The organism is Chitinophaga sp. (genome assembly GCF_039596135.1).
Lineage (GTDB): Bacteria > Bacteroidota > Bacteroidia > Chitinophagales > Chitinophagaceae > Chitinophaga.
Window position 1 is genome coordinate 165214 of sequence record NZ_JBCNKH010000003.1, and the last position, 14968, is coordinate 180181.

11 protein-coding genes are annotated in these 14968 nt (G+C 46.8%); 10 read left to right on the plus strand and 1 reads right to left on the minus strand.

Going from position 1 to position 14968, the window contains the following annotated elements; all coding sequences use genetic code 11:
* Positions 1-20 precede the first annotated feature (20 nt).
* The 9 genes from ABDW16_RS04095 (at position 21) to ABDW16_RS04135 (ending at position 14154) form a co-directional block, all read left to right on the plus strand.
* Positions 21-3218, plus strand: a complete 3198-nt coding sequence (locus ABDW16_RS04095) for an LpqB family beta-propeller domain-containing protein (RefSeq protein WP_343667894.1) — start codon at positions 21-23, stop codon at positions 3216-3218.
* Between the two features lie 120 nt (positions 3219-3338).
* Positions 3339-4655, plus strand: a complete 1317-nt coding sequence (eat, locus tag ABDW16_RS04100) for an ethanolamine permease (protein WP_343667895.1) — start codon at positions 3339-3341, stop codon at positions 4653-4655.
* Positions 4652-6022 carry an ethanolamine ammonia-lyase subunit EutB gene (locus ABDW16_RS04105; RefSeq protein WP_343667897.1) on the plus strand — a complete coding sequence of 457 codons (1371 nt, stop codon included), beginning with the start codon at positions 4652-4654 and terminating at the stop codon, positions 6020-6022. The genes eat and ABDW16_RS04105 overlap by 4 nt, the downstream gene beginning before the upstream one ends.
* Complete coding sequence (gene eutC / locus ABDW16_RS04110; protein WP_343667898.1) at positions 6019-6777, plus strand: ethanolamine ammonia-lyase subunit EutC; 759 nt, start codon at positions 6019-6021, stop codon at positions 6775-6777. Before ABDW16_RS04105 ends, eutC begins: the two co-directional genes overlap by 4 nt.
* Before the next feature lie 78 nt (positions 6778-6855).
* Positions 6856-7413: a sigma-70 family RNA polymerase sigma factor gene (locus ABDW16_RS04115; RefSeq protein ID WP_343667899.1), complete on the plus strand. Its 558-nt coding sequence runs from the start codon at positions 6856-6858 to the stop codon at positions 7411-7413.
* A gap of 46 nt (positions 7414-7459) precedes the next feature.
* Complete coding sequence (locus ABDW16_RS04120; protein WP_343667900.1) at positions 7460-8380, plus strand: FecR domain-containing protein; 921 nt, start codon at positions 7460-7462, stop codon at positions 8378-8380.
* 33 nt (positions 8381-8413) lie between these two features.
* Positions 8414-11569, plus strand: coding sequence for a SusC/RagA family TonB-linked outer membrane protein (locus ABDW16_RS04125; RefSeq protein WP_343667901.1), 3156 nt, complete (start codon positions 8414-8416; stop codon positions 11567-11569).
* A 3-nt stretch (positions 11570-11572) separates the two neighbouring features.
* Positions 11573-13072 carry a SusD/RagB family nutrient-binding outer membrane lipoprotein gene (locus tag ABDW16_RS04130; RefSeq protein ID WP_343667902.1) on the plus strand — a complete coding sequence of 500 codons (1500 nt, stop codon included), beginning with the start codon at positions 11573-11575 and terminating at the stop codon, positions 13070-13072.
* Positions 13073-13128: 56 nt separating this feature from the next.
* A complete protein-coding gene (locus ABDW16_RS04135) occupies positions 13129-14154 on the plus strand; it encodes an exo-alpha-sialidase (RefSeq protein WP_343667904.1) in 1026 nt (341 codons plus the stop codon).
* A gap of 9 nt (positions 14155-14163) precedes the next feature.
* Here ABDW16_RS04135 and ABDW16_RS04140 read toward each other — a convergent pair whose 3' ends face one another.
* The gene (locus tag ABDW16_RS04140) at positions 14164-14517 is read right to left on the minus strand and encodes a hypothetical protein (protein ID WP_343667905.1); all 354 of its coding nucleotides are present in this window, start codon (positions 14515-14517) and stop codon (positions 14164-14166) included.
* Between the two features lie 157 nt (positions 14518-14674).
* Here ABDW16_RS04140 and ABDW16_RS04145 point away from each other — a divergent pair, with 157 nt between their 5' ends.
* On the plus strand, positions 14675-14869 hold the full coding sequence (locus ABDW16_RS04145) for a hypothetical protein (RefSeq protein WP_343667907.1): 195 nt from the start codon (positions 14675-14677) through the stop codon (positions 14867-14869).
* Positions 14870-14968: the final 99 nt, after the last annotated feature.

A 14968-nucleotide genomic window follows, 5' to 3' on the forward strand; every position in this document is an offset into this window, starting at 1 on the left:
AATCTGAATCGCCATTTTATATGAAAAAATTACTGCTTGCTTTTGCAGCCTGTGGCCTGGCTTTAGCATCCCATGCACAGGACAATGCACTATGGCTACGTTATCCCGCCATTTCTCCCGATGGAAAGACCATCGCTTTTGGGTACAAAGGGGACATTTACAGGGTGGATGTAAACGGGGGCATTGCCGTACCACTCACCATTCACGAAGCACACGACATGATGCCGGTATGGAGTCATGACGGTAAGCAAATCGCCTTTGCCAGCGACCGGAATGGTAACTTCGACGTATATGTGATGCCTGCCACGGGCGGCAACCCTGTACGGCTCACTTACAACAGCTCTGCCGATTACCCCTACGATTTCTCGCCAGACAATAAGCAGGTATTATTTGGCAGCCCCCGCAATGCGCCGGCTTCAGATATCCGCTTCAGTGTCAGGATGTTCAATAATCTCTATACTGTACCTGTGACAGGCGGCCGTGCTATCCTGGTCAGTTCTGCAGGTGCGGAAAATGCACACTATTCGGCCAAAGGCGACCAGATCGTATTCCAGGACAGAAAGGGATACGAAGACCCTTTGCGCAAGCACCATACGAGTAGCGTAACCCGCGACATCTGGGTGTACGATATAAAGAATAAATCTTACAACCAGCTCTCCACTTACGAAGGTGAAGACAGGGAGCCAGTACTGGGTGCAAACGACCAGCTGTATTACCTGAGCGAGAAAGGCGGCATTTCGCAAAACCTGTTCAAAGCTTCCCTGACCACCAAAGGTGAGATGAAACAGCTTACGCATTTTGACAAGCATCCTGTACGTCATTTATCTATTGCTGACAATAATACCCTCTGCTTTACTTACAATGGTGAAATTTACACCCTGAAAGAAGGGCAGGAGCCTAAGAAACTATCCATCCAGGTACTGAATGATGGCCGTGCACCGGTGGTAAAGCACCTGCCTGTAAGCGGCAATGTGACGCAGTTCAGGATGAGTCCTGATGGCAAACAGATGGCCTTCATCGCAAGAGGTGAAGTATTCGTGAGCAGCGTGGAAAATAACATGACCCGCCGTATTACGAATACACCTACACAGGAGCGTGGCCTCAGCTGGTCGCCCGATGGCAAAACCCTGGTATATGCTGCAGAGCGTAATGGTAACTGGGATTTGTACAAAGCAACCCTGGCAAGACCTGAAGAAAATTACTTCTTCAGTGCTACACTGTTAAAGGAGGAACCCCTGGTAGCCACTGCTGCTGCGGAGTTCCAGCCGGTATTTTCACCTGACGGAAAAGAAGTTGCTTATGTAGAAGATAGAAATATCCTGAAGGTCTACAACCTCGCTGCTAAAAAGAGCCGTACCATCTTACCGAAAGGCCGCAACCACTCTTACTCCGACGAAGACTGGGATTTTGCCTGGAGCCCTGATGGTAAGTATATCGTTACAGAAGATCAGCAGGGGTATTTTGATATCAGCAACGCCGCGCTGATCCCTGCCGATGGCAATGGTAAAACCATCTACCCTGTAATGAGCGGCTTTGGGGAAGAAGGCAATAAGTTTTCACAAGACGGTAAAATGCTGTTGTACCTGAGCAATGCAAACGGCCGTCGTTCCCTCGCCAGACAAGGTAGCAAGGAGAAAGATATCTATGCCGTGTTCTTTGACCAGGCGGCATACGATCGTTTCAAATTGTCCAAAGATCAGTTCAACCTCCTCAAAGACGACACCGCTGCGACGAGGAAGGATACTGCTTCCAAAACGCCTTTCAAACCCGACTTCGATAACCTGGAAAACAGGAAAGTACGCCTCACTATCAACAGTGCCAGCATCAGTGATTATGTATTGAGCAAAGACGCCAGCAAACTGTATTACATGGCTTCTTTTGAAAAGGGATATGACCTGTGGGTAACAGAACCTCGTACCGGTGAAACCAAAATTCTCGCTAAACTGGGCGGTTCATCAGGCGATATCGTATTGAGCAAAGATGGCAATACCCTGTTCGTAAGCAATAAGGGAAGTGTGGTAAAAGTAGATGCCGCCTCCGGCAAAATCACGCCTGTCAGCATCAGCACAGAGTTCAACTGGAACCCTGCCAGCGAAAGAGCATATATTTATGAACACGCGTGGCGGGAAGTAAAAGATAAATTCTACGATCCTAAACTGCACAACGTAGACTGGGAGATGTATGCAAAGAACTACGCACGTTTTCTGCCACACGTGAGCGATAACTACGACTTCCAGGAGATACTGAGTGAACTGCTGGGCGAACTGAATGCGTCACATACAGGTGGCCGTTATTATCCATCTGCACCGGAGGGGGATGCAACGGCATCTCTCGGGTTGCTGTATGACGAAACCTTCACCGGCAATGGTCTGAAGATAGATGAAGTGATACCAGGTGGCCCTTCTGACAAGGCAAAGAGCAAAATTCGAAAAGGGATAGTGATCGAAAAGATCGATGGCGAAACGATCACACCTGATGTAGACTGGGCGATTTTCCTGAACCGCCGCACGGGAGATAACGTGCTGTTAAGCCTTTACAATCCTGCCTCACAGGAGCGTTGGGATGAAACCGTTATACCATTTGCTGCAGGCGAAGAAACAGAGCTGATGTACAAACGCTGGGTTACCAGGATGCAGGATATGGTAGACAAACTGAGTGATGGTAAAGTAGGCTATGTACACGTACAGTCTATGAACGATGCGAGCTACCGTTCTGTATACGATGCAGTCATGGGGCGCAACAGGGGTAAGAAAGCACTGATTGTGGACACCCGTTTCAACGGTGGCGGATGGTTGCACAATGACCTGAATACCTTTCTGAGTGGCAGGCAATATCTCACCTTTGCCCCCCAGATGGACAAGGTAGAAGGCGCTGAACCGCTGGACAGGTGGACACGCCCCAGTTGTGTGATCATGAGTGAGGGCAACTATAGCGATGCCTTCATCTTCCCATACATCTACAAGCAGAATGGCATAGGCAAACTGGTGGGTATGCCAGTAGCAGGTACCGGTACAGCCGTATGGTGGGAAAAACAGATTGATCCAACCATCATCTTTGGTATTCCGATGATTGCTACGATTGGTAAAGAAGGCCGGCCTACCGAGAACCTGCAGGTAGAGCCTGATATCAGGGTGCCATTGAGATATGAAGAAGAGATGAGTGGTAAGGATGCCCAGCTGGAAGCTGCGGTGAAAGAAATGCTGCAGGAAATAAAATAGTCGTTTTTTTATTTAAGTATAATGGGGCCGGGGTGTACCTGGTCCCATTTTTATTTGTATCTTAAGCCCACTTCAGGGATTTGGGAACATTCTTTTTTCATCAAAAGGTAGTGTTCTGTTATGTCGTCTTCGCATTCGTTAAAAAAAGTGATCAGGCCCATTCATTTGTGGGCTATTGGTGTTGGATTAGTTATATCCGGAGAATACTTCGGGTGGAATTATGGCTGGGGAGTAGCCGGTACGATTGGCTTTCTCATTGCCACGCTGGTCATTACCGGGCTTTATATTACGTTTATCTTCAGTTTTACGGAATTGACAACCTCCATCCCGCAGGCGGGTGGACCTTTTACCTATACCCACAGGGCGATGGGGCCGATTGGCGGATTGATAGCGGGCTATGCGACTGCAGTGGAGTTTTTGCTGGCTACGCCGGCCATTGCACTGGCACTGGGCAACTATCTGCACTTTTTACACCCTGCACTGCCGGTGTTGGGAAGCGGGGTGGCTTTTTATATCCTGTTGACTATTGTCAACCTGTTAGGGATCAAAGAATCCGCGTTATTTTCTTTGATTATCACCTTATTGGCGGTAGGAGAATTGTTGGTGTACCTGGGAATAGTAGGGCCGTCCTTTAAGACTACCAATTTCCTGCATGATTCGATGCCTTTTGGCTGGACGGGGGTGTTCAATGCGTTGCCATTTGCCATCTGGTTATATGTTTGTATAGAGGGAATTGCGATGGTGGCAGAGGAGGTGAAAGATCCGCACCGGAATATTCCGAAAGGGTATATTTCTGCGATCCTGACGCTGATGCTGCTGGCGATAGCGGTGATGGTATTTACCGGGGGCATTACTGACTGGAAATCATTGTCGGCCATAGATTACCCTTTGCCGGAGGCGATCGGGATTGTGCTGGGAAAGCAGAATGGAATCACGAAGCTCTTTGCAGGAATAGGTTTATTTGGCCTGATTGCTTCGTTTAATGGAATCATCATTAGTTATTCCAGGCAATTGTTTGCACTAGGCCGGGCGGGATATTTGCCAGCTTTTATGTCTACATTGAGTCCCCGCCGGAAAGCGCCTTATATATCCCTGATCATAGGCGGTTTGTTGGGAGTGGTGGCTTTATATATGGGCAAAACGGATCAGTTGGTCATCTTGTCGGTGATGGGTGCGCTGGTGATGTACATATTGAGTATGATCAGCCTGTTTATATTAAGGGATAAAGAACCTGCATTAGAAAGACCCTATAAAGCACCCTTATATCCCTGGTTCCCTGGGATTGCATTGTTCCTTTCGATCGTTTCACTCTTTGCCATCATTTATACTTACCCAATGTTAAGTTTGATCTTTTTTGCCGGTTTGGCCCTGGCATTACTTATATTTATAGGGATGGGCAGGCATAAGCATAAGGCCATCATAAACCTGGTTTCATGAGCTACCGGCATACCATTCAGCATACTAATTACGAGTTCAGCGATTTGCGCACTTTACTGGCAAGGGCAACGCCTTTTCGCTCTGGCGATGCGCTGGCAGGGCTGTGTGCAGATAGTGCAGAGGAGCGGGTGGCAGCGCAGATGGCATTGGCAGATGTGCCATTGAAGACGTTCCTGCAGGAGGCTGTGATCCCTTATGAAAAGGATGAAATTACCCGGTTGATCATTGACTCGCATGATGAAGCAGCATTTGCACTGGTGAGTCACTTTACGGTGGGGCAGTTTCGGGATTGGTTACTGAGTGATCATGCAGATACATTTACATTACAGCAATTAGCACCGGGTATTACGCCCGAAATGGTGGCTGCTGTTTCGAAGTTGATGCGGAACCAGGATTTGATCAGTGTGGCAAAGAAGTGTGAGGTGGTGACTAAATTCAGAAATACCATTGGGTTGAAAGGGCATCTTTCTGTGCGTTTACAACCGAATCATAATACAGATGATCCGAAAGGAATAGCTGCCAGTATTATAGATGGATTATTGTATGGTAGTGGGGATGCGGTGATTGGTATTAACCCGGCTACAGATAGTCCGCAGGCGGTGATCACCTTATTGAAAATGCTGGATCAGTTGCGGCAGCAGTTTGAGATCCCTACGCAATCGTGTGTACTGTGCCATGTGACGACGGCATTGCAGATCATGCAAAGTGCACCTGTGGACCTGGTGTTTCAGTCAATAGGTGGTACGGAGCAGACGAATAGCAGTTTTGGCATTCACCTTTCCTTGTTGCAGGAGGCGTATGAGGCAGGATTGTCATTGAACAGGGGCACTGTGGGTAATAACCTGATGTACTTTGAAACAGGGCAGGGGAGTGCATTGTCTGCAAATGCGCATGGTGGGGTGGATCAGCAAACCTGCGAAGTGAGGGCGTATGCGGTGGCGCGAAAGTTTTCGCCCCTGCTGGTAAATACGGTGGTTGGGTTTATCGGACCTGAATATTTATTTGATGGGAAGCAGATTATACGGGCGGCATTGGAAGATCATTTTTGTGGAAAATTGATGGGGTTACCGATGGGGGTAGATATTTGTTATACAAATCATGCAGAAGCAGACCAGGATGATATGGATAACCTGTTGACATTACTGGGTGTGGCAGGGTGTAATTTTATCATGGGGGTGCCGGGGGCGGATGATATTATGTTGAACTACCAATCTACTTCTTTTCATGATGCATTGTATGCGAGGAAGGTGTTAGGTCTGAAGCCTGCGCCGGAGTTTGATAGGTGGTTGCAGCAGCAGGGGATTATGAATCATTCCGGGCAATTATTACCTGTAGGGAGTGCACATAAATTACTGAAATACGTATGAGTCGGGAAATAATAGAACAGGATCCGTGGGCTTCGCTGAAAGCTTATACAACGGCAAGGATTGCATTAGGGCGTACTGGTACTGCGATTCCATTAAAAGAAGTGCTTGACTTCAGGCTGGCGCATGCGCATGCCCGGGATGCAGTGTATTCTGCACTGTCGGTAAATGTTTTGCAGGAGCAACTGCAACCTTTTCATTTACCTGTTTTATTGCTGCATAGCAAAGCAGTGGATCGGCATGAATATTTGCAACGACCGGATAAAGGCCGGCAGCTGGATGCGGAGAGTATTGCATTATTAAAATCAACAGCAGCCGGGTATCTTTTTAAGGACGTTGCTATCATTCTGGCAGATGGCCTCTCGGCAACGGCGATGAATATAAATACGCAACCTCTTTTAGAGATATTGATTCCATTGCTGAAAAAAGCGGGCCTTTCACTGGCGCCTGTTTGTATAGTGCAGCAGGGGCGGGTGGCCAGTGGGGATGAGGCAGGTGAAATATTAAAAGCGAAGGTGACGCTGATGCTGATAGGAGAGCGTCCTGGTTTGAGTGCGGCAGATAGTATGGGAGCGTATATTACTTTTGCGCCGAAAACAGGGATTACGGATGAAGTGAGGAATTGTATTTCCAATATCAGGGAGGAGGGGTTGCAGTATGAAGTAGCTGCGCAGAAGATTTTATATCTGATCCAGGAGGCGATCAGGTTGCGGCTTACGGGGGTGGGGTTGAAGGATAATGCGGGGTTATTAGGATAGATGCTGCCGCAGGCCACCCTCAAAAAACAGTCATTTTATCAAATAATATTAATATTTTACCGGCCAGACACAATCAAAATGACCTGGTACGGAACTGACATTTCTGCCGCAATCGTAACCGAAGGCCTCCGTGACCGGAATATGGAAGTCTTTCAACAATTATACCTCACCTACAGTGAAGACCTGTTCCTGCTTGCCTACCGATGGGTGAAAGACGAAAACCTCGCCAAAGACCTCGTACACAACCTCTTCATACACCTTTGGGAAAAAGGCGCCACCCTTATCATCACCGGCAATGTCCGGCACTACCTCTTCCGTGCCATCACCAACCGGGCCATCAATGAGTTAAAACGCCAATCCCGCCACGTGAGTGAAGACATCCTGCAATGGCAGGCCGACCCTGCCTCCCTGTACGAAACCGCCGACTACATCCTCTTACAAAAAGAAATGATCCAACTCGTGCAGGGGCTCGCCCCCCGCTGCCGGGAAATTTTCCTGTTAAGCAGGGTCAACGGCCTCGAACCATCAGAAATAGCTGATAAACTGAATATTACACTGAATACTGTTTACTTTCAGCTATCTGTAGCACTAAAACACCTTCGCACTCACCTTCTTGGTGAAAAAAAAGAAAAATAGCAATCAAAGTACCTCCTTCCTGAATTGTCTTAATTAATATACAATCATGAGTGTTGATGATATAAGGGAATTTTTAATCGACTGCCTCACAGACCCTGCAAATGCAGAAAAACAGGCAGCACTGGGGCAATGGCTACAGCAATCCGATGCCAACCGTACGCTTTATGCTGAACTGAAGCAGTTATGGGATGCCGCGGAAAACATGCCTGTTACACCTTTTAATAAGGAACAGGGATGGCAGGCCCTGTCTCAGCAAATTTCTGACCCATCAGCTCACGTTGTTGAATTAAAGAGGGAAATTGCGAGCAGTACCCGGGAAGAAGCACCCGGCGTTACTGCTCCATTTTTAAGGCGATTCAGATGGGTGGCAGCAGCCTGTATACCCTTGTTGCTGGTAGCCGGCTATTTTATCTGGCACAAGACTAAACAACCTATTACTATTCAGGCAACTGTAAAAAATACGCTTTCCCTGCCAGATGGTTCGTCCATCCAGCTGCAACCAGGTACTGTTATAAAATATGATCCCTCATTTGCGGAACGTCGCATCTCCCTACTCAGGGGAGCAGCATATTTTTCTATTTCACCGGATGAAAAGCGTACATTTATTGTACAGCTGCCACGCTCCACGGTCACAGTACTCGGTACCATATTCAATGTAAAAGCCAGTGGCACAACTGAAAGAGTCGTCGTGCTGGATGGAAAAGTCCGCCTTACCACCGGGAAAGACACCCTGATTCTGCCCAAAGGCCAGGCTGGCCAGGTCACCAAAGAGGGAAGACTATTTCAGCCCAAACTGACCTTTACCAACATAGAAGCCGGTACAGTGGCTACTGCATTGTCTGAGTATTACCAGGTGAACATTACATTGCCAGACAGCACATTCAGGAAGAAAAAGATAACAGCCAACTTCCAAAACATGTCCGCCAGTGAAGTACAGCAGGTACTCAATGCGATATTGGAGCGATAGCCGTCAGCTAACCTGACCACTGTATCGCCTATTATGAAAACCAAAACCATTTGCTGTTTACTCACCCTGTTCCTCGTTATGTGCCACTGTGCGAAAGCACAGGAAAAACTGACCATTCATGTGGTGAACGAACCAATCATTTCCGTACTCCATCTTATAGAAAAACAGACCGGTGTTTTATTCGCTTATCGCAATGAAGTGATCGATAATCATGAGCGTATTACTATACATTGGGATAACGTGCCTTTAAAGACCATTTTAGACGTGATTTTCCCATCTTCTCTATATCAGCTGCGATTCATAGGCAAACAGGTTGTGATCCTGAAAAAAGAGGCGCCAGTGCCTGTTACGCCCCCTCGTATTATAGACATCAACCCGGTGGTGATCACGGCACTGGGTATCAGCAGGCAACAGCGGTCTTTAGGCTATGCATACGCCGACATAGGGGCGCAAACCTTTACTACCAATCCAGTCAGCGCATTGTCCGGCAAAGTAAGCGGATTGAATATCTCCCCTGTCAATAGCGGAGTGGGAGGGTCTGTCAAAGTTACCCTGAGAGGAATGAAAATTATCGGTGGGGATAATACTCCTTTGTTTGTCATTGATGGTATTCCTGTTAATAATTCTTCTCCCGGTCAGGCAGATAAATATGGAGGATATGACCTGGGAGATGGTACGAGTATTATCAACCCTGATGAAATAGCCAGCATTTCCATTTTGAAAGGTGGTTCTGCGTCTGCATTGTATGGTAGCCGCGCTGCGAACGGCGTCATTATTATTACGACAAAAAAAGGATCTTCCAACGGTCTTGCAGTAGCATATAATTCCAACATCCTGGTCGAAAAACTGAATGATAGCTACGACTTTCAGCATGACTATGGCAGTGGGCAGGATGGCTTGCTACCCAAAGACGTCTCTACTGCCCGGGTAGATGCACAGGAAAGCTGGGGGCCTAAAATGAACAAAGATAGCGTGGCCGTCATCTGGGATGGCAGAAAGGTGCCTTATGTAAATGCAAGTAATGCCATCAGCAGGTTTTTCCGCAAGGGCCTGACCTTCACCAATTCAGTTTCTTTGTCTACAGGTACTGACAAGGCACAATTACGTGCTGCCTATACCAATGTGAGAAACAATGATATTATTCCCCGCAGCAAACTCGATCGCCATCATATTTCCCTGAGAGGCACTGTGAAGCTATCTTCGAAACTGACGCTGGATGCAAAAGGAACTTATCTCTCTGAAGATGTATTTAACCGCCCTGCACTCTCTGACAATCCTAATAATATTGGTTATGTGCTAAGTGGTATTGCTCCTAATATCGATATCAACTGGCTCAAAAATTACAAAGATTCTGCTGGCAATTATATTAACTGGAATAACAATGCCTACCAGGTAAATCCTTACTGGGCTATCAATGAACAACCTAACAACAGTACGCAGCGGCGCTTTAACGGGTTCTTATTATTGAAATACCAACTGTTGCCGGGGCTATATATTCAGGGGCGTACAGGTACAGATTATTCCCGTTTTGCCTTCACGGAGTTTATGCAATATTCCACTCCTTACTATACCACCGGTGGTATAGTGAGCCTGCACCGGAATTTACAGGAAACCAACTCAGATCTCCTGGTGAATTATCAAAAAAAATGGAACAGGATTTCATTGGAGGTAAATACGGGTACCAACCGGATGGACTATACAGAAGATGTGCGGAATATAACAGGCAGAGATATGAAAATACGGGGAGTAAAAGACCTGGATAATTTTCGGACGCAACTGAGCAGTCATCAATTGTACAGAAAGCGAGTCAATTCTGTATACGGTGCTGTCACTCTTGGTTATAACGACCTGCTCTACCTGGACCTGACAGGTCGTAATGACTGGTCGTCTACATTGTCCGCAGGGCATAATGCCTACTTTTATCCTTCTGCGTCTGCAAGCTTTGTGTTCTCTTCCTTATTACCGGCTTCTTCAATTTTATCCTTTGGGAAACTAAGAGCCAGCATTGCGCAAACGGGTACAGATGCGATTGCACCTTACCAGACGGCGCTTACTTATGCAACGAATCCTAATATTCCCAGTGTAGGTGGTTATGTGATTGGTGGGGTAGCCACAGACAGAGTTCCTTATGCGGACCTGAAACCGAGTATCAGCCGCTCTTATGAAACAGGGTTGAATATGGTGTTTTTTAATAACCGCATTCATTTAGACCTGACCTGGTATCATTCTAATACCCGCAACCAGGTACTGAATGCACCTATTTCACCCACCAGTGGTTATACCAGTGCTGTCATCAATTCAGGCAATGTATCCAACGAAGGATTAGAAATATCACTAGCGGGAAAACCTATATGCAGTAAGGATTTTAAATGGCAGGTGGATGTAAACTTTGCACGCAACAGTAATAAAATAATTTCTTTAAGTTCCCTGGTCTCCGACTATTACACCCTTGCATCTGCCCGCTGGGGCAATGCCAGTATTATTGCAAAAGCCGGTGCTGCCTATGGCATGATTACCGGCAGGAAATTTCTCCGTAATCAAAATGGACAGATGATACTGGATGCAAATTATTTACCTCAATATACTACTACTGATTATAATCTCGGTAGTGCGCAATACAATTGGATCGGTGGTATCACGAATACATTTACTTACCGTCGCTGGTCCTGCGCTGTTTTATTAGATATCAAACAGGGAGGTAGGATTTTCTCTATGACGAACTTACTCGCTTATCAGAATGGTCAGCAGAAAGGCACACTGGAAGGCAGGGCGGGCTGGGCCAGATCGGAAAAAGAAAGAGTGGCCGCCGGGGTATCATCAGCAGATTGGACACCTACCGGGGGCCTTCGTGTGAAAGGCATAAAGATAGCTGACCCGAACAGACCGCAATATGAGGAGGTAGACAGGTATGTGAATCCTGAAACATACTGGGCAAGAGTTACAGAGAATATTCCGGAACCTTTTGTATACGATGCGGGTATGATAAAGATACGCGAACTCACGCTGGGATACAGGATTTTGAAAGAGGTGTCTGTGTCAGTGATTGCCCGCAACCTGCTGACGATAAGTAAACATGTACCTAATATAGATCCTGAATCCAGTTATAATAGTGGGGATGGGCAGGGCTTTGAATATGGATCACTGCCTACCCGTCGTGCCTATGGTATCACCCTGCATGCTAAATTTTAAAAGATGAAATTGTACCATTATTACCTGATAATAATTTTGAGTAGCAGCTGTACAACAAACTTTGGGGTCATTAATACAGATCCTGTCAATGATAGTACCATTGCTGCGGGGGAACAACTTACAGCGGCGGCTTACCTGCTGGATGGGGGAAGGGAGATGGGGTATCCCAACTTATATATTTTTCAGCCGATGGTGCAATATGTCAATGGTACTTATGGCATGCGTGCAGGAAGTAAGTATGTAAGAGATGAATTTTACAATGGATTGATGTGGTCGAATTATTATGGTAAGTGCATTAAACAACTGGCAGACCTGCTGGAGCAACACCAGGACGATAGTACACAGGTGAACTATGTAGCTGCTGCACGGATATTGAAAGTATACATCTTTTCCTTACTTACAGATGCCTATGGTGATATTCCTTATTCCCAGGCCGGGCTTGCTTATTATGATAAGATCTACACGCCTGTCTATGATAAGCAGGAGGAGATTTACAAAGATTTCTTTAAAGAACTGGAAGCTGCTATTCAACAATTTGATGACCGTGAGCCGGCCATCACCAATGATATCGTTTACAATGGGAATCTTACCAAATGGAAACGCATGGCCCGCTCGCTGCAACTGCGGCTTGGTATGCGCCTTTCTGCCGCCGATCCCACGCTTGCAAAATCGCAGGTGGCGGCGGCGTATGCGGGTGGGGTTATGCAAAGTAACGACGATAACTTTGTGATGATTCACGAAGACTATAGCTATCCTGATCTACGTGGCAATGGCTATGCGCAGGCATTACAGGAGGAGTCAGCTTATAAATATACTATTGGTACGACTACCTTCGTCAATTATCTCAAAGCAGAGAATGATCCCCGGTTAGGGTTGTTTTTTGTCAATACGGATAGTATTACCAATTATCTTCCTATCCAGCCGGGTCTTTACTGGTGGGAAGACTGGCATGACTTTGTAGGTGAAAACGGGGAAGTAGTAGGACAGGCTGATAAGTATTGTCATATCAATGCGCCTTTTTATCAGCAAGGTGGGTCATGGTTACATCTGGGTTATGCAGAAGTTGAGCTATTAATAGCAGAAGCGGCAGTTCGTGGCTGGATTGGTGAAGATGCCAATGTCCATTATCAGTCAGGATTGAGAGCTGCCATGCATCAATTGGAAATGTATCCCGGAATGAAGGCTTTATCTGCTGATGCGATTAATAGTTTTGTTGCTTCGCATACATTGCCAGCTAATGCCATTGAGGCGATCAGTATGCAGAAATGGGTGGCTTTGTTTCCGAATGGATATGAGGCGTATGCCAATCAACGGAGAACAGGATATCCTGTGTTGAATGCTATTGTCGATATAGATGGCGAATCTGAAACAGGTGGTCATCAGCCAAAGAGATTGTTCTATCCGGCTACAGAAGCGTTATCCAATCCGGTACATTACCAGGAGGCATTAGACAGGCTGGGGGGGAGCAATGATTGGATGGTGGCGGTGTGGTGGAATAAATGATTATAATATTTCCCAAATTATTTGTAATTCGCACACTTATCATCATGCATTCCACTATGTATAAACTTTACCTGGCAATAATACTGGCCATCGGTCTGCCATCTCTTTCCAGCTTCGCTCAGACAAAACCTACACACCCGGCACCTGCCCCTCTCTACCGCGACCCTATCTTCGACGGCGCCGCGGACCCTACCCTCATCTGGAACGACAAAGAAAAATCCTGGTGGATGCTCTACACCCAGCGCCGCGCCAGCGTTGACGCTGAAAACGTCGCCTACTGTTACGGCAGTAAAATCGGCATTGCCGAATCAAAAGACAACGGCCATACCTGGGTATACCGCGGAGCGCTAAACCTTGAATTCGAAAAAGGCGAAAACACCTTCTGGGCGCCCGATGTCGTATACAATAACGGCACCTACCACATGTTCGTCGCCTACATCCAGGGCGTGCGCAGTAACTGGGGCGGTCACGCCCGAATTGCACACTACACCAGCAAAGATATGTGGGACTGGAAGTTCGAAGGCTTCCCCCAACTCACCTCCGAAAAAGTAATCGATCCCACCCTGTACCAGCTCCCTGACAAGACCTGGCGCATCTGGTACAAAGACGAAGACCATGGCTCTCACACCATGATGGCAAGCAGCAAAGACCTGAACAAATGGACCTATACCAGCACCGAACCTACCATCGGCGGCAACGGCCATGAAGGGCCCAAAGTATTCCGCTTCAAAGACCATTACTGGATGGTCACTGACGAGTGGCACGGCATGCGCGTATATCGTTCTGAAGACCTGAATACCTGGACCCGGCAGGGATTAATTCTCGACGTCCCAGGTAAGCGCAAAGACGATACACCTACCGGTGCACATGGCGATGTCGTCGTCACCGGCGATCAGGCATACGTAATTTACTTCACCCACCCTGGCAGAAAAGTACATAGCCAAAGTCCGGTAAATGAAGATGGCATACAACCTTACTCCATCCGCCGTTCCAGCATAGAGGTGGCCGAACTGAAATTTGAAAATGGTACGCTTACCTGCGACAGGGATGCGCCGTTTGATTTTTTCCTGCCTTCGAAATAATGATGCATTTTACATTGTTTCCTCTTCCTCAGGGTGCTTTGGTTTGTGCCAAAAGTAGTAATAAGCCAGGATCAGCACCCCCGTCAAAAAAGGAATCAGTGCCAGGTACTTGTAAGTGACAGTGCCAAACAGGATCTCCGTGTCAAAATGCATAAACTCACTGATCATCCAGTAAGAGTTTGCCGTAATCCACACCGTTATTGCCAGGTTATGGCAGAGCTCAGACATAAACTGCCGTGTGCGCCATGCAATGACAATAGAAATAATCAGCGTTGGGAAAATCATAAGAATGCCCAGTGGGGGCCATACCATGCACCAGCTGATGTCTTTGAGCAACCAGAAAACAATATGTAGGTTCTCCATTTTCCGGTATTTAAGGGGGATGCTGTAAACAGGACTTTTCTCCTGCGTAATGGTGGTGTCAGGCATTTTTGATTCTGATTGAGGGAGCAAAAATAAAAAATCTGGCATCAATTGGTATAACTCTTGTGATATCTCTATCGAACCAAAACGCTGAGATATGAAAAAGGCATTAATAGCAGCCTCTATCGTAGGCGCGGCAGCAGCAGGCGTAATCTATTACCTGGCCAACAGAAACCGTATAGAGCAAGACCTGGACGAAACTGCTGACGAGGGTCGCCGCATAGCAAAAAATCATTTGCGCAAAACCCGTAAAAAAATGAATAACATCATCCATGAGCATATGGAGCCGTAGTCAGGTTTTTACATTAAAATGATTTCAAAAGGGCACTTCAATTTTCATGGGAAAATGAAGTGCCCTTTTAAAGTCAATATTTAGATAAAAAAGTATTAT